Source organism: Staphylococcus sp. 231237_7MaSpsaltlick (assembly GCF_043107035.1).
The window spans coordinates 332,609-349,240 of the sequence record NZ_JBICNX010000004.1; the positions used below are offsets into that span (position 1 = coordinate 332,609).

Consider the following 16,632-nt stretch of genomic DNA (forward strand, 5'->3'; position numbering starts at 1 on the left):
ATTTGAATATATGCGTATTGTAAAAAGGTACTACTTGTAAAAATTATAAGTAGTGCTTTTTTATTATATAAAATAATGTTTTATTGTAACTTGCTCTTAATGTCAAATAGACCTACAATATAATTGCTGATATTAACTATAATATAAACAAAAGCCTTGATGAAATGAGGTGTATATATGATAGAACGACATATTAAGATCATGCGTCTGTTTATACAGGGATCTGAAAATTACAAAAGTGCAGATGATATTGCAGCTATATTAAGTGTTTCTAATAGAACTGTGCGGTCGGACATAAAGTATATTAATACATTGTTTAGCGATCCAGTAATCACTAGTGTAAAGGGTCGTGGCTTTAGATTGAATTTAGAGCAGTATCATATTGAAACGATTGAACATTATATCAATGACTATGCCAATAAGGACAGTGAAATATTAATGAATTTAGGTTATCGGTTGTTAATGCAACACGATCCTACGACGACAGAACGTCTGATTGCTGACTTGAAGATAACTAAAAATGAATTTTTAGATTATTTACAAAGATTTACTAATTGGTGTCAGTCATTTGATGTTCTAGTTGAGAGCGTTAGAAATAAAGGTGTATGTATTAAAGGAAATGAGATGAATATTAGAAATGCTATTTTACACTTGAGTCAACTAACATCTAAAAATAAATCGATTGAAGATATAATATTAGCTGATATTCCTAAAGTGCATTTAGAACAAATAACACAAATTATTAAACGTGTCTTGATATATAACCATATTCAAGCTACACAAATACAACTCAAACAGTTAATTATTCATTTAATCATTATTTATAAAAGACAAAATATTAGTTATAAAGCATGGGATATAAAGCCAAAGTCATTTGAAATTGCTAATCAATGTATTACAGAAATTAATAATAGACTAGGATATGATTTGAATAGAGATACAATAAAACTTTTTTCTTTCTTTATTAGTGATTATTTTGAACAACATGATCTTGGATTTGAACAATTATTCGTCAAAAGTTATATTGAACGCCTCATTGTTCAAATGGAGCAAAATATTGGTGTAGCTTTTACCCAAGATAGTGTATTGAGAGACAATATATTTTCACATTTTAGTAGGACATATCATAGAATAATCAAAAATGTATATATCAATAATCCTTTGACTCAAGATATAAAAAAACACTACCCATTTATCTTTGATGCGTTATATGACATTGTGAAAGAGTTAGAAGTTGATGCCGATATTCATTTAGTAGAAGATGAAATTGCCTTTTTAGCATTACATTTTCAATCATCAGTTGAAAGAAACGAACAAGAAAAAATTAAAATAGTGATAGCTTGTTATTATGGTTTAGGTATTTCCAGCTTACTAGAAGCTAAAATTTTAAAGCTTGACGAACGTATCGAAGTGATAGATACCGTACAGCTGGATTCGCTTTATGACTATCACTTCGAAGGTATCGATGTATTAGTTACAACGCATGAGATAGAAGGTAATCATTTACCAAAGCGACTTTCTCAAGTAACAGTTTCACCTTTATTTTCAAATGAGGATGCTGAGAAAGTGAAGGTAATTATTAACCAAATCAATAATAACGTAATCAACCAAGCAGATTTATCATCGGTTCAAGTAGATGTGGTAGGAGGCGAAGATGAGGTTACTGATATGGCTGTTGTTTTCGATAAGGCACAAAGTATATTAAATAATAATCATGCAATTACCGAAAGTTATATACCAAGTGCATTAGAAAGAGAAAAATTTGCTTCTACATTTATTGGAAATGCTATTAGTATGCCTCATGGCAATCCTAAAGAAGTATTGAAATCACATGTTATAGTGTTTAAACATGAACAGGGCTTATTATGGAAACAAAATAAAGTCAAATTGGTGTTTTTCTTAGCCATTACTGAGGCTGATATACCGATAATGAAGAAAATCATACACAATATTGCAGATTTAACAGAAAATGATGTTGATCAATATTTATTGTTAGATGAGCAGGTGCTTCAGAAAAAAATCATGACTTTAATTAGAGAATAATTGCCACTAACAGCGGCAATTATTATTTTTTTGCGATGAATGTATGCGGTTACAATGAAGTGGATAAGGAGGCAGATGAAATTATGAAAATTTTAGCTATAACTTCGTGCCCAAATGGGATAGCGCACACATATATGGCTCAAGAGAAATTAGAACAAGCGGCAGAACGTATGGGAGTAGAAATCAAAGTAGAGACGCAAGGTGGTGTAGGGACAGAAAATAAATTAACTACTGAGGAAATTAAAGCAGCAGATGGTATTATCATTGCTGCAGATCGCCAAGTTGACCTTACTAGATTCGATGGGAAGTACTTAGTTAATGAAAGTGTAAGGGAAGGAATACACAATCCTGAACAATTAATTCAGAGAATCATAAAAAAAGAAGCAAGTATTCATCATGAACAGTATGATGCTGATGCGAATCAAAGAACACAATCCGAAAATAAAAAGGGACTACAAGTCATTTATCAACATTTAATGAATGGTGTGTCATTTATGGTTCCCTTTATCGTAGTAGGTGGTTTATTGATGGCAATTGCATTAACCATTGGTGGCAAACCTTCTGCAGAAGGACTAGTCATTCCAGAAGATTCTATATGGAAATCTGTAGAAAATATAGGTAGTCTGTCATTTAAGTTTATGGTTCCAATATTAGCTGGTTATATTGCAGTGAGTATAGCCGACAAACCTGGGTTGGTTCCTGGTATGATTGGCGGTGCAATTGCAGCTGATGGTAGTTTCTATGGTAGTGATGCAGGTGCAGGTTTCTTAGGTGGTATTGTGGCAGGTTTCTTAGCTGGTTATATTGCGAAGTGGATTAAGAATATAAAGACACCTAAAGCAATGGCCCCGATAATGCCGATTATTATTATTCCAATTATTTCGTCACTCATTGTAGGATTAATATTTATCTTTGTTATTGGTGCCCCAATTTCAAGTATATTTGAAGGGCTAACCTCTTGGTTAAAAGGGATGCAAGGTACTAATATTATTATTTTAGCCCTTATCATAGGAGCAATGATTGCCTTTGATATGGGAGGACCAATCAATAAAGTGGCATTTTTGTTTGGCTCAGCACTAATTGCAGAGGGTAATTATACAGTAATGGGCATGGTCGCAGTGGCAGTATGTACGCCGCCGATTGGTTTAGGTCTTGCTACATTTATCAATAAGCGTAAATTTAATCATGGAGAAGTTGAAATGGGTAAAGCATCGTTTACAATGGGATTGTTTGGTATAACTGAAGGAGCAATACCATTTGCTGCGCAAGATCCATTAAGAATTATACCAGCAAATATGATTGGTTCTATGATTGCAGCAGTTATAGCTGCTATCGGTGGTGTTGGTGATAGAGTAGCACATGGCGGACCAATTGTAGCAGTATTAGGTGGTATTGACCAGATATTATGGTTCTTTATTGCGGTGATTGTAGGTAGTATTGTCACGATGATTGTTGTATTGTTGATGAAACGAACGGCGCCAGCTGTTGCAGTTTATTCAAGTCCAATGGATACAGGTGTAAACAGTGAAAATCAAGCGGTGAGTAATGAAAGTATGACGACGAACCAAGAACAACTATCGCAAGAAAGTAAGATAACACATGAGCAAGCAGATGATGATAATTCTGAGCGTGTTTTTGATAAACGTGTGATTGAATTAAGTGATGAAACAATGACACGTGATACGGTGATTGATCAATTAATTGACCAGTTAGCGGATCATGATTATATTAGCAATAAGTCAATATTAAAAGAAGCGGTAATGGCACGTGAAGCAGAATCCACTACAGCAATTGGAATGAATGTTGCTATTCCACATGCTAAATCTAGCGTAGTGAAGCAACCGATTGTAGCAGTATTAAATAATAAGGCTGGTGTAGAATGGGAAAGTCTTGATGGTTCATTGCCGAAGATTATATTTTTAATTGTTGTACCAAGTCAAAGTAATGATGTTCATTTAAAATTATTACAAAGACTTTCAAGAACATTGATGAACGATGATATTAGAATGCAGCTTATCAATGCACAAAGTAAAGACGAAATATATAATATACTGAAAGCAATTTAATGGAGGTATACAGTGATGGTGTTATTTTTAGAACCAGAGTTCAAGGAACGTATTTGGGGAGGTACAGGATTAAAGGCGTTTAATTATGATATCCCTAGTGATATAACAGGGGAATGTTGGGGCATTTCGGCACATCCAAATGGACCAAATAAGATTAAGAATGGTAGACATCAAGGAAAAACATTAGATCAAGTATGGATAGAAGACAAAGCATTATTTGGAAATCCCAAAGCGCATACTTTTCCATTGTTAACTAAAATATTAGATGCGAATGATAAATTATCTGTACAAGTACATCCTAATGACGATTATGCGTTGAAGCATGAAGGGGAATATGGCAAGACAGAATGTTGGTATATTCTTGATGCTAAAGCGGACGCTGAGATTATTTATGGTGTAAATACAACGGATGCTAATGAATTAAATGAAATGATTGACAATAGAGCGTTTGACCAACTTTTTAAACGTGTTAAAGTTCAACCCGGTGATTTTTATTATGTACCTGCGGGGACTGTACATGCTATAGGTGAAGGTATCCAAATATTAGAAACACAACAATCTTCAGATACGACTTATAGAATTTATGATTATGATCGAACAGATAAAGATGGAAATCAAAGAGCGTTACATCTTGAACAAAGTAAAGCAGTCATTCAATTAAATGACAATTCACCAAATAGCACACCAATATCAAAAAATATACAAGGTCAGAAATATACACAATTTGTCTCCAATACATTTTTTACAGTTGCGCGTTGGGAAATTTCAGGCAAATTAAACTACGACTTATCTCGTGATTATGAACTTATATCAATTGTAGAAGGTCGTGGAACAATTGAAATAGATGGAGAGGTCCATGAATTAGTAAAAGGTGATCATTTAATATTGACCGTAGAGGATACGAATGTCGTTATAGAAGGCGATTTGACTGCAATTATCAGTTATGTTTAAGTCATCTATCAGATTTGAAATGGTTATCAACATGAGTGAGGTGGAATGATTATGTTAAAATTATGCGTTGATATCGGAGGTACGAAGACTATTGTTGGGGTAGTCAATGAACAACTTGATATCATTGCTAGTAAAAAATTTGAAACGATAAAGGAAGATCCCAAGCAACAATTTACTGAAATAATTAAACTAGCGAATCATTTTGTAACAGAATACAAAGAGGTAGATAGCAATATATTGAATATTGCTATGCCTGGTCCATGTGACTATACACAGGGATTGTTCTTAAATCCGCCAAACTTACAACAATACAATCAATTTAATGCAGGGCAATATATTGAGCAACATAGTCAATTTAAGCCAAGCTTTGTTAATGATACAGATGCTGCTGCGTTAGCGGAGTATCGATATATTAAATCAACTACATCTGATTTTGTTTATTTAACGATTAGTACTGGGGTTGGTATGGCATATGTAAAAAATGGACAGTTAGTTTCAGGTGTAGATGGCAACTTTGGTGAAATTGGTCATACTGTAATTAAAAATGATAGTGATTACCAATGTCCGGTTTGTCACCAGTATGGATGTGTAGAAAATGAAATATCTGGATTAGCCATTAGTCGAAAGGCGAGTGACCTTTTAAATCGACCAGTGACTATTAGAGAAGCTATAACGATGTATCTCGAGCATGAAGACGAAACAATTCATGCTATGGTTGAAGAAGTGATTAAATTAACACAACAACTATGTATTAACATATTTAGCGTCTTTAACATTTACCATATGGTTCTAGGTGGTGGCGTAACACAAAGTGCATTGCCATATAAGGAAGCAATAACGAATTATGTACGTCAACATCATTTAATACAAAATAGTACAATTCAAATTGACATTAGCCATCTTGAAGCAAATGTACTGACAGGTTTATATTTCATTAATTAATGATATCAAAGACACCACACAACACTTGCTATATTAATAAAACCAGAGGGTAGACCTTTGAGTTTATGATAGTAAATGCGTGTGGTGTTTTTTTATAATCTATTACGTTTTATTGCCCATAGTTTACGGATGTTTAGTGTTTTAGACAATTGGTCAGAAATAAGAAGACCTAAGGCAATCGCACCTGCTACAAGAATGGCGCGTATAAATGTATTTGTTGCGTCGGTAAACTGTAAGGTTACAAGTTGTTGTGTTGCTCTAAATGCAATACTACCTGGAACAAGGGGAATAATACCTGGAATCATAAAAATAACAACTGGCGCTTTAAATATACGACTCATAATATGACTAAGTAGCCCCAATGTTAAACTCCCCAGTAAACTTGTATAAATACTATCCATATGAAAGCTTTCCGTTAATACAAAATACACCATGTAACCCATCGCACCTGCGAAACCAGCAGGAATAAATAACTTTTTAGGTGCGTCGTATATCACATTGAAAAAATATGATGCACAAAAGCTACAGATAAACGTGAAAATAATTGTCATCTTTAGTCCTCCTTAAAATGTTACATATGCAATAGCAATACCTGAACCGATAGCAAATGCAATGACAAGTGCTTCCAAGAATTTTGCAGTAAACATTAACATGTGACGAGCGAATAAATCTTGGATAGCAGTAGTAATCAATACACCAGGCACAATGGGCATCACTGATGCAATCATTGCAGGACCAAAGGTGTTCTCGATGTGGAAGATATGAGAACCTAAGATAATGATAGCGCCTAAGACAAATGATCCCACAAATTCGGGTATAAACATTGTTAAGGATTTGCTTTGCATAAATTCTACAATGCAAAAGCCTGTAGCACCTGCAATTAATGTAGTGAGCATTTCAGGCCATGTTCCACCTTGTAAATATAAAAAACACAGAGAAATGATGCCTGCTGCGACGACTTTCTTCCACAGTGAGATAGATACTGTACTATGCTCAATATTGCTTAATTGCTGATAGGCTTCTTCTATTGAAATGTGATTACTTGTAAGTTGGCGAGAAATTGAGTTTACTTGATAAATTTTTAATAAGTTTGTTATGTTTTTGTCTATACGTAAGATACGTGTGTCGTGTTCCTCACTTAGTGAGAAATTAATAAATACATTTATGACATAACCTTGACTGTGATAGTAACCCATACATATGGCCATACGTCTCATTGTATCTTCTACACGTGAAACTTCAGCACCTGAAGATAATAAAATTTTTCCAGCGAGTAAGATAACTTGTATGGTTAATTTATCTTTTGTGCTATCCATGATTTGTCCCTCCTTTGTTTTTGAATGATTATCGTTATTATCCCAATATTATATGTGAAATTCAAAAGGAAATTTAAAAATAATAGTGAATAGGGTGAGTAACTCAGCGAGAGGTGAGACTGTCGGTTGTGTGCGGGGAGACTGCCATGTTCATTGTTATGTGCAATGGAATACTAAATGAGAATCACTCATAGCGAACGCTTTTGAACTTTATATTCAATGTATTGTTATACAATCTGACCTTGTTAATGCGTGAATGACGTCTGTGAGGATAGCGAGGGCGTATTATAGGGAACATACACGCATCTTACATGAGTAATGAGTTATTTTGATTTTGTAATCCATAAATTAAAAACAACGCGTCTAGACATAACACTAGAAAAAACACTCAGATTTTTGAAACCGATTTATCTGAGTGTTTCTATTTTATTCAATATTACGTATTATTGGCTCGCTTTCCTAGGGGACAGCTTCAGCCTGTAGTCTTCAGCTTGTCCTGTTCCCTCAGGAGTCTCGCCAAAATACGTTGTATTCATTTTTGATATTTACATTAGCATATATTTAAATCTTCGAATTAAATCTGTCATGTAAGTGATGGTATATAAATCATTAAGTGCATAATCCTTCATTTGTTTTCTTTTATTCAATATTTCGTATTGCTAGCTCGCTTTCCTAGGGGACAGCTTCAGCCTGTAGTCTTCAGCACGTCCTGTTCCCTCAGGAATCTCGCCAAAATACGTTGTAGTCATATGTGATTGTATATAAAAGCGCATAAAAAAATAAGACACTTCGTATTATTTAATAAATGCTACTAAATTAACGAGGTGTCTTATATATAATGAGTGCAATATGATTCAACATATAGCAATAATGTAACACTTATCATGACAGTGATTTATGTTACACAATCTGACTTTTGTTGTTCGAATTACTCAGAAGATTTGTTTGTGTTTACTGATTTCGATAGACTTTGATCTAAATCTGCAATGATATCGTTAATATTTTCAGTTCCTATAGATAGTCGAACGAGTTCTGGAACAACACCAGACGCTTGTTGATCTTCTGGTGATAATTGTAAATGTGTTGTACTTGCTGGATGTATTACTAATGATTTTGAATCACCGACATTTGCTAAATGAGAGAATAGGTGAAGATTTTCAACAAAGTTAGCAATATCATCAACACTACCATCGATGCCAAAGGTTAAGATTGCGCCTTGCCCTTTTGGTAGATATTTTTGTCCTAATTCATAGTACTTATTACTTTCTAAACCAGGATAATTTACCCAAGTAACACTTGGATGTTGCTCTAGATACTGGGCAACGCGTAAGGCATTTTTTGAGTGGCGTTCGAGTCTTAAGTGTAAGGTTTCTAATCCGATTAAGAATTCGTGAACATTAAATGGAGATACAGCAGAACCTAAATCACGTAATAATTGTACTCTTGCCTTTGTAATATATGCGGCTTCACCTACGTCATTAACGTAAGAAATGCCATGATAACTTTCGTCAGGTTCAACTAAACCAGGGAACTTGCCATTATTCCAATTGAATTTACCACTATCGACAATAATACCTCCAATTGATGTACCATGACCTCCAATAAACTTAGTTGCAGAATGAACTATAATATCTGCACCAAATTCAAACGGGCGTAATAAATATGGTGTTGGGAAAGTATTATCAACAATTAATGGAACCTCATGTGCGTGTGCAATGTCAGCTACAGCTTCAATATCTAATACATCAATCCTAGGATTACCAATGGTCTCCGCATAAACTGCTTTAGTCTTATTGTTAATAGCTGTTTTAAAGTTATTTGGATCACTAGGGTCTACAAAGTGAACTTTAATACCTAATTTTTTAAATGTTACATTAAGTAAATTATATGTACCACCATATAAATTGGACGATGCTACGATTTCATCTCCAGATTCAACAATGTTTAAAAGTGCTAAATGTATTGCGGCTTGTCCAGAAGATGTTGCTAGTGCCCCGATTCCTCCTTCTAAAGCAGTGATACGTTCTTCAAATACATTTTGAGTTGGGTTCATGATACGTGTGTAAATATTTCCAGGTTCAGCTAATGAAAATAAATTTTGGGCATGCGTGGTGCTGTCAAAGACATAACTTGATGTTTGGTAAATAGGTACCGCTCTTGATTTTGAAAAATCATCTACCTCTTGTCCTCCATGAATTGATAAAGTATCTAAATGCCATTGATTATTTGTCATATGTTGTACTCCTCCTATTTATTAGAATTTTCTGATAATTAGAACTATACTAGAATCACTATTAGAATACAAGCTTTTCTGACTAATTAAGTATGGATTCTTCATTGACTAATATCAGTAACTTTATAATATAAATGAGTTGCAAAAGGCTCATTTTTTATATATAATCCTTATCTGTATGGTAGGGTATGGATTAATAAGGATTTCAAGCCATTATGGAGGACTAAAATGATTGGGTATGACTTGATAGGTAATACACCGTTGGTATTACTGGAAACATTTAGCGATGAACAAGTACAAATTTATGCAAAATTAGAGCAATATAATCCTGGAGGTAGCGTCAAAGATAGACTAGGTAAATTCCTCGTTGAACAGGCACTTGAACAAGGATTAATTAAAAAAGGAGATACTATTGTTGATGCATCGGCAGGTAATACAGGTATTGGTTTGGCGATGGCAGCAAATCATTTCAAGTTACATTGTGTAATATATGCACCTGAAGGGTTTTCCGAAGAAAAAATTTCGATCATGAGAGCGCTAGGTGTACAAGTAGAGCGTACTCCTCGTGAAGAAGGTATGCGAGGTGCAAGAAAGGCTGCAGAACACTTTGCAGCGGTCAATAATGCTTTTTATACAAATCAATTTGAAACAGAGTTAAATCCACAAGCATATGTGAAAACATTAGGTCAAGAGATCACATCGGCATTACCTGAGATAGATTACTTTGTTGGTGGTGTTGGATCTGGAGGCACATTTACTGGTGTTGCACAGCACTTATCGCAGTATAACGTGGGCAATGTTGTAGTAGAGCCAGAAGGGTCTATATTAAGTGGTGGTGAACAGCATGCACATGATGTTGAAGGTATCGGTGTTGAAGCGTGGCCTCAGTTTTTATCAAAGGAATTAATTTCAGATATTATTAAGGTTTCCGATATAGATGCATTTCGAAATGTGAAGCAATTAGCACTGCAAGAAGGACTGTTAGTCGGTAGTTCATCTGGAGCTGCGTTACAAGGTGCATTAGAGGTGAAGAAGCATATTAATAATGGTGTTATAGTAACGATATTTCCAGATGGTAGTGATCGTTATATGTCGAAGCAAATATTTGAATATGAGGAGAATGTAAAATGAATAAAAAAACAAGATTAATACATGGTGGTTTAACTACAGATCCATATACTGGTGCAGTGACTACACCAATTTATCAAACAAGTACGTATATGCAAGATGAAATTGGAGATTTAAGACAAGGTTATGAATATTCTCGTACAGCTAATCCTACTAGAAGTGCATTAGAAAGTTTAATTGCGGATTTAGAACACGGTGAATTTGGATTTGCCTTTGGTTCAGGGATGGCAGCAATTTCTGCTGTTATCATGTTATTAGATAAAGGGGATCATTTATTATTAAATTCTGATGTTTATGGCGGAACATATAGAGCCTTAACTAAAGTATTTACACGTTATGGTATTGATGTTGATTTTATTGATACTACAGAAATAACTAAAGTTGAACAATATATTAAACCAGAAACAAAAATGCTTTATATTGAAACGCCATCTAATCCATTATTACGTGTAACTGATATCAAAAAAACTGCCGAATTGGCGCAGCAACATAATTTAATTTCAATTGTGGATAATACATTTATGACACCTTATTTCCAAAATCCATTGGACTTTGGTATCGATATTGTCTTGCACTCAGCTACAAAATACTTAGGCGGTCATAGTGATGTTGTCAGTGGTCTTATAGCTACAAAAGATGCTGACTTAGCAGAACGCATTGGATTTATTCAAAATTCAACAGGTGGTGTACTTGGACCACAGGATAGTTATTTGCTTATTAGAGGTATAAAAACATTAGGTTTACGTATGGAACAAGTACAAAAGAACACATTAGCTATCATTGACATGTTACAAGGTCATGCAGCAGTGCAACAAGTATTCCACCCAAGTATTGAAACGCATTTAAACTATAGCGTGCACAAAGAACAAGCTGATGGACATACAGGTGTAGTTGCCTTTGAAGTGAAAGATATCGAATTAGCTAAAGCAGTTATTCGTAAATCACAATATTTTACATTAGCTGAGAGTTTAGGTGCGGTAGAAAGTTTAATTTCAGTACCTGCATTAATGACGCATGCATCTATTCCAAAAGATATTAGAGAAAAAGAAGGTATTGCTGATGGATTAATTCGATTATCTGTTGGTATTGAAGATACAGATGATTTAGTAGATGACTTAAGACAAGCATTAGATTCAATCAATCATTAATTCCCAGGAAATACTCAAAGTACCTAAACGTAAATTAGGCATAAAAGCCAACCTAAAAGATTCAATCAATCTTTTAGGTTGGCTTTTTGTATGAATCATTTGTTTCGTAGAGGTTCCCATGACTAGAACTTTTAGCGGTGTTTTGTTGCGACGAACGTCGGATTTCATCAATTATTGCCTAGTCAGCAATATTTAAGGTTAATAAATGTAAAATATAAAAAGAACTATGAAGCAATCTATCTTCACAGAAAGCTTCATAGTTAATATTTAGTAAGTTTGTTATATATAGACTGTTAATTATCAAATAATGAGTTGATTTTATCTTTGATTGTGTTTAATTTTTGGTCAATATCAGTTAATAATTGATTTACTTTAGATTGATCCTCGTTATTTAACTGCGCATTGTTGGCTTCTTTCAATTTGTCAGCTTGTTGTTGGAAATCTTCTGTCAAAGATTTATCGGTAGCATTATGTTCATTATTCTTTAGACCATCAATTTTTTGTTGTAGATTGTTGATAATATCTTCACTGTTTTGGTTATTTTCTATTTTTTCTTTGGCATTATTGATTTGAGTATTGATATCACTGCTTTGTGTTTGTTGTTGATAATCGTTTGATGCATTGGGTTCTTTATTGTCTGTTTGTTGCTCATGCGTCGTTGATTCAGTATCGTTTGGCGCGGTGTTATGTTTATGGATGAAAAAGAACGTTAAACATATTGCAACAATCGCTACTAAAATAACAATTACTGCGACTAACCATTTTTTTGAGCGCCGAGATCGTTCATTTTCATATTCTAACTGTTGTTCACGTCTTTGATCTCGTTCATTATAGTAACGTTGTTCTTCTAACTTTCTATCTTCTTCGTATGCTTGTTTATTTCTTTCGGTACGTTTCATAATTACCACTTCCTATTTACTTCGAAATTATCAATTCCTTATGTTTAATATTTTAATGATTATCTTTATATTTGCAACTTTCTTTATATTTGAAGTTATTTTAAAAAGGAGGATTTTTAACAAATACATATTTAGTGGAAGTGAAATTTGACATTTTAATTGAATTTAAACGTGTGTAGATGTATGATAATTCAAAAGTGAGTAATCACTCACTTAAAGGGGTGGATAGTAAATGATTGAAGTGAATCATGTTAATAAGTCGTTTGGAGACAAACGTGTACTTAATGATATTTCCGTACTTTTTGAGGCAGGTGAAATTGTTGGACTGATTGGTCCGTCTGGAACAGGGAAGACGACATTAATTCAATGTATGTTAGGTATGGAGAAAGTGAATTCTGGTGAGGTAGTGATTAACGGAACTACAATTCCTGATAGGAAAATACTAGGAGATATAGGTTATATGGCTCAAAATGATGCATTATATGAGGATTTAACAGGTAAAGAGAATTTGAAATTTTTTGCGAGTATATATATGAAGGATAAGAAGTTAATTAATGAGCGAATAGAATATTGTAGCGCTATGGTTAAATTACAAGATGCTTTGAATCAGAAGGTTGCGACTTATTCTGGAGGGATGAAACGTCGACTTTCGCTAGCGATTAGCATGTTGCAAGACCCTGGTATTCTTATCTTGGATGAACCAACAGTTGGTATTGATCCTAAGTTAAGAAAGGCAATTTGGCAGGATTTAAATGAAGCTAAGACAGCAGGAAAAAGCATTCTCGTAACGACACATGTACTTGATGAGGCATCACGTTGTGATAAATTACTATTGATGAATCATGGTGAAATCATTGCGTCTGGTACACCTGAAGATATTAAGCGGCAATACGATGCTGAAACGATAGAAGATGTATTTCTAAAGATGGAGGGGTAATTATGCATGCATTCCAAATTGCCAAACGTATATTTAAGCAAACGGTCAGAGATGTAAGAACTTTAATGTTACTATTAGTTGCGCCAATTCTTATATTATCGCTGTTGTATTATATTTTTACAGTGTCAGATAATGCGAATGGTCTTAAAGTAGGTGTTCATCAAGTTTCAGATTCTTATTTAGAGCAGTTACATGATCAAGATATACAAACAAAACAGTATCATGATAATAATTCTATTGGACAGAAGATTAAAGATGACCAATTAACAGGATTCATCTATGAAAAAAATCATAAATTATATGTAACATATGCGAATGATAATCCTACAGAGACAGGCACATTAGCTTCAGCCAATCAAAAGTGGTTAATACAACATAATATGGCACAGATGAAAGATAACACAGAACAACTGCAACAACAGTTAAAATCAATTCAATCAAAGTTGCCCGATAATGTTATGGATGAGCAACAAACAAACACTAACAAAGCACAAGTCAATAAACCGGTTCAAATGACATCCGATTATTTGTATGCAAACAAAGATGCAACGTATTTTGACATGATCAATCCGATATTGATTGGTTTTTTTGTATTCTTTTTTACATTTTTAATTTCTGGCATAGGCTTATTGAAAGAACGTACATCAGGCACATTAGAACGTTTGCTAGCTTCTCCGATAAAACGGAGTGAAATTATCTTTGGATATATTATGGGTTATGGTTTGTTTAGTGTGATTCAGACAGTAGTCGTTGTGATGTATGCAATTTTTGTGTTGCATATCGCAATTGCAGGTTCAATCTGGCTCGTGTTAGCAACGACAATATTAACAGCACTTGTTGCTTTGACCTTTGGAATATTATTATCAACATTTGCTTCTTCAGAGTTCCAAATGATTCAATTTATACCGCTTGTTATTGTACCGCAAGTGTTATTCGCAGGATTAATTCCAATACAGTCTATGAATACGGGGTTACAGTACTTTGCCCACATCATGCCACTATTCTATACAGGTAATGCAATGCAATCAGTAATGATCAAAGGCTTTGGAATAGGTGATGTTTATCTTGATTTATGTATCTTGTTTGCAATATTTGTGGTGTTGTTAATATTGAATATTTTTGGCATGAAACGTTATAGAAAGGTTTAAAGGTCGTGGTTAAGATGAATCATACAGTGAAAGAAATAATGTCTGAGGTAATGCCTCAATTAGAACATTTAACAGAACGACAACGTAGAGTGATTGAGAGTGCGTTGATATTATTCAGTGAACAAGGCTATGATAAGACAAGTACGAGTGATATTGCAAAGAAAGCTGGCGTAGCTGAAGGAACAGTCTATAAACAATTTAAAAATAAAAAGGCGTTACTTTATGCTGCAATCTTACCTATCATCAGAGATAATGTTGCACCGGTAGTCGTTAAAGAATTTACTGAGACTTTAGATGAAAAAGAACACTTTAAAGCGTTTATCTATGCATTTGTAGACAACCGCTCAGAGTTTTTGTTTGATAATAGAGTGCTGTTGAAAGTTATTATTAATGAAGCAATGACGAACAAAGAAATACAAGCGATTATTTTTGATATCTTTAATCAGAGGATAGTTGAAAATTTAAAGCCAAGAATCGAATGCTATATAGAACAAGGTGAGATGAGGGCAGTAGATGTTGAATATTTCTTACGTACTGTTATTGCTCAAATATTTAATTTGAATATAAGTTATATCATCGACACAAACAAAGAACGAGATAATTCATACGAAACCTTTGCTACGTTTATTAAAGAGGGCTTATATCAGATGTTTAAGGCGAACGTAATAAATTAAAATAGGATGGTTTATTTGGAATGAGAAGTAAATGATACAGCCAAATATTTTAGAATGGTAAGCAATAAAATATTATGATAATAAAGCAAAAAAATAGAGGCTAAGTCATTGCTGACTTAGTCTCTAATTTGTTAATCACTTAGGTATCCTAAGGTGTATGAGTTAATTTCATGGAAATAGTATTAAAATAGTAGATCAATTTCAGTAGCTGATTGTAATTGTCTACTATTTATTGGTTACTACCTTTTAGGTATACCAATAACATGGCCTAATTGCTTAGGACTATCAAAGTTAGGTTGTTGCTTGAAATAGTTTGCAATCTTATCAAAAACCTCATCAGGGAATGGAGTGCTTTTTCTTGTTTGGAAATCAACGCCCATCATTATTACTTCGTATGTCGCACAACGCTCATCCTCGTCGTTATACATCGTCAAAAATAAATGTACACGCTTATAATCGTAATCATAAATATGTGCCTTAATATAAAATTTTTCATGTACTAACAATTCCTTTAAAAAGGAAATATGTGCTTCTAAGCTGAATGTTGTAATATTTAAATCATTACGATAATCTGTCGATAAGCCAACTGATTTAAAGAAGTCAACGACTGAATCACTAAATAAGTCGTAGTACTTTGCATCATGTAAATGTTGGTTATGGTCAATCCAATCAGGATGGACAGTGTTTTTATAAATATATGTTTCTGTCACTGAAATACGCCTCCTAATAATTGCTATACGTACATATTATGGCATAAATAAGATATAGATTGAACAAATTAAATTGCTTATCATTTAATTAGGTGTGATAGTTGTTGAATAATTAATCAATTAAAAAATGACTGACAAACTTATAATGATTTAAAATAAAAAAGGCGTTTAGAAAATTAATACCCAGCATTAAGCCCATCAAAGATTGGTGATCTTTGATGGGCTTGTTTTTATATCAATATTTCGTATTGTTATTGCCTGCTTACCTAGGGGCTGGGTCGATCTTCGGTCTCGACACGCATACATTTAAATAGAAATTATCCCTGAGATAAAATAAGAAATGCATAACGAGTAAAGTGATGAAGATTTAAATAAAATCATAATTCAGCGATTTTATTTTAGTCTAAAAGGGTAATGTCCTAGGCTCGTTCCTATGA

At 33.7% G+C, this 16,632-nt stretch carries 14 protein-coding genes; 9 read left to right on the forward strand and 5 right to left on the reverse strand.

From position 1 onward, the window contains the following. Positions 1–177 precede the first annotated feature (177 nt). The 4 genes from ACF91D_RS09955 to ACF91D_RS09970 all read left to right on the forward strand — a co-directional run bounded on the left by ACF91D_RS09955 (position 178) and on the right by ACF91D_RS09970 (position 6,002). On the forward strand, positions 178–2,043 hold the full coding sequence (locus tag ACF91D_RS09955; RefSeq protein ID WP_107526788.1) for a BglG family transcription antiterminator: 1,866 nt from the start codon (positions 178–180) through the stop codon (positions 2,041–2,043). An 83-nt stretch (positions 2,044–2,126) separates the two neighbouring features. Continuing rightward, the gene (locus ACF91D_RS09960) at positions 2,127–4,109 is read left to right on the forward strand and encodes a fructose-specific PTS transporter subunit EIIC (protein WP_107526787.1); all 1,983 of its coding nucleotides are present in this window, start codon (positions 2,127–2,129) and stop codon (positions 4,107–4,109) included. Positions 4,110–4,124: 15 nt separating this feature from the next. Beyond that, positions 4,125–5,060 (forward strand): mannose-6-phosphate isomerase, class I, encoded by a 936-nt coding sequence (manA, locus tag ACF91D_RS09965; protein WP_107526786.1) that lies wholly within the window; start codon positions 4,125–4,127, stop codon positions 5,058–5,060. A gap of 51 nt (positions 5,061–5,111) precedes the next feature. Continuing rightward, positions 5,112–6,002, forward strand: coding sequence for an ROK family protein (locus ACF91D_RS09970; RefSeq protein WP_107526785.1), 891 nt, complete (start codon positions 5,112–5,114; stop codon positions 6,000–6,002). Positions 6,003–6,094: 92 nt separating this feature from the next. Here the strand turns inward: ACF91D_RS09970 and ACF91D_RS09975 are convergent, their stop codons facing one another. The 3 genes from ACF91D_RS09975 to ACF91D_RS09985 all read right to left on the reverse strand — a co-directional run bounded on the left by ACF91D_RS09975 (position 6,095) and on the right by ACF91D_RS09985 (position 9,551). Further along, complete coding sequence (locus tag ACF91D_RS09975; protein ID WP_042740420.1) at positions 6,095–6,553, reverse strand: threonine/serine exporter family protein; 459 nt, start codon at positions 6,551–6,553, stop codon at positions 6,095–6,097. Positions 6,554–6,565: 12 nt separating this feature from the next. Continuing rightward, entirely contained in the window at positions 6,566–7,318 is a 753-nt protein-coding gene (locus ACF91D_RS09980) for a threonine/serine exporter family protein (RefSeq protein WP_107526784.1), read from the reverse strand. A 928-nt stretch (positions 7,319–8,246) separates the two neighbouring features. Beyond that, complete coding sequence (locus ACF91D_RS09985) at positions 8,247–9,551, reverse strand: homocysteine synthase (protein ID WP_107526783.1); 1,305 nt, start codon at positions 9,549–9,551, stop codon at positions 8,247–8,249. Positions 9,552–9,779: 228 nt separating this feature from the next. Between ACF91D_RS09985 and ACF91D_RS09990 the strand changes: the two genes are divergently transcribed. After that, positions 9,780–10,682 carry a PLP-dependent cysteine synthase family protein gene (locus tag ACF91D_RS09990; protein WP_107526782.1) on the forward strand — a complete coding sequence of 301 codons (903 nt, stop codon included), beginning with the start codon at positions 9,780–9,782 and terminating at the stop codon, positions 10,680–10,682. Further along, the gene (locus ACF91D_RS09995; RefSeq protein ID WP_107526781.1) at positions 10,679–11,827 is read left to right on the forward strand and encodes a bifunctional cystathionine gamma-lyase/homocysteine desulfhydrase; all 1,149 of its coding nucleotides are present in this window, start codon (positions 10,679–10,681) and stop codon (positions 11,825–11,827) included. The genes ACF91D_RS09990 and ACF91D_RS09995 overlap by 4 nt, the downstream gene beginning before the upstream one ends. 293 nt (positions 11,828–12,120) lie before the next feature. Here ACF91D_RS09995 and ACF91D_RS10000 read toward each other — a convergent pair whose 3' ends face one another. Continuing rightward, positions 12,121–12,726, reverse strand: coding sequence for a hypothetical protein (locus tag ACF91D_RS10000; RefSeq protein WP_042740414.1), 606 nt, complete (start codon positions 12,724–12,726; stop codon positions 12,121–12,123). Positions 12,727–12,958: 232 nt separating this feature from the next. Between ACF91D_RS10000 and ACF91D_RS10005 the strand changes: the two genes are divergently transcribed. Genes ACF91D_RS10005 through ACF91D_RS10015 form a run of 3 tightly spaced genes read left to right on the forward strand, consistent with a single transcriptional unit; the run spans position 12,959 to position 15,485 of the window. Beyond that, entirely contained in the window at positions 12,959–13,663 is a 705-nt protein-coding gene (locus tag ACF91D_RS10005) for an ABC transporter ATP-binding protein (RefSeq protein ID WP_119624429.1), read from the forward strand. A gap of 2 nt (positions 13,664–13,665) precedes the next feature. Further along, positions 13,666–14,811 carry an ABC transporter permease gene (locus ACF91D_RS10010; RefSeq protein ID WP_107526778.1) on the forward strand — a complete coding sequence of 382 codons (1,146 nt, stop codon included), beginning with the start codon at positions 13,666–13,668 and terminating at the stop codon, positions 14,809–14,811. A gap of 14 nt (positions 14,812–14,825) precedes the next feature. Next, on the forward strand, positions 14,826–15,485 hold the full coding sequence (locus ACF91D_RS10015; protein ID WP_107526777.1) for a TetR/AcrR family transcriptional regulator: 660 nt from the start codon (positions 14,826–14,828) through the stop codon (positions 15,483–15,485). Between the two features lie 239 nt (positions 15,486–15,724). Here ACF91D_RS10015 and ACF91D_RS10020 read toward each other — a convergent pair whose 3' ends face one another. After that, on the reverse strand, positions 15,725–16,195 hold the full coding sequence (locus ACF91D_RS10020; RefSeq protein ID WP_107526776.1) for a thioesterase family protein: 471 nt from the start codon (positions 16,193–16,195) through the stop codon (positions 15,725–15,727). Positions 16,196–16,632 lie beyond the last annotated feature (437 nt).

Coding starts and splice junctions, on each gene's coding strand:
- ACF91D_RS09995 (WP_107526781.1), top strand. CDS start 10,679: ATGAATAAAAAAACAAGATTAATACATGGTGGTTTAACTACAGATCCA.
- ACF91D_RS09970 (WP_107526785.1), top strand. CDS start 5,112: ATGTTAAAATTATGCGTTGATATCGGAGGTACGAAGACTATTGTTGGG.
- ACF91D_RS10005 (WP_119624429.1), top strand. CDS start 12,959: ATGATTGAAGTGAATCATGTTAATAAGTCGTTTGGAGACAAACGTGTA.
- ACF91D_RS09985 (WP_107526783.1), bottom strand. CDS start 9,551: ATGACAAATAATCAATGGCATTTAGATACTTTATCAATTCATGGAGGA.
- ACF91D_RS10015 (WP_107526777.1), top strand. CDS start 14,826: ATGAATCATACAGTGAAAGAAATAATGTCTGAGGTAATGCCTCAATTA.
- ACF91D_RS10000 (WP_042740414.1), bottom strand. CDS start 12,726: ATGAAACGTACCGAAAGAAATAAACAAGCATACGAAGAAGATAGAAAG.
- ACF91D_RS09990 (WP_107526782.1), top strand. CDS start 9,780: ATGATTGGGTATGACTTGATAGGTAATACACCGTTGGTATTACTGGAA.
- ACF91D_RS09960 (WP_107526787.1), top strand. CDS start 2,127: ATGAAAATTTTAGCTATAACTTCGTGCCCAAATGGGATAGCGCACACA.
- manA (WP_107526786.1), top strand. CDS start 4,125: ATGGTGTTATTTTTAGAACCAGAGTTCAAGGAACGTATTTGGGGAGGT.
- ACF91D_RS09975 (WP_042740420.1), bottom strand. CDS start 6,553: ATGACAATTATTTTCACGTTTATCTGTAGCTTTTGTGCATCATATTTT.
- ACF91D_RS09955 (WP_107526788.1), top strand. CDS start 178: ATGATAGAACGACATATTAAGATCATGCGTCTGTTTATACAGGGATCT.
- ACF91D_RS10010 (WP_107526778.1), top strand. CDS start 13,666: ATGCATGCATTCCAAATTGCCAAACGTATATTTAAGCAAACGGTCAGA.
- ACF91D_RS09980 (WP_107526784.1), bottom strand. CDS start 7,318: ATGGATAGCACAAAAGATAAATTAACCATACAAGTTATCTTACTCGCT.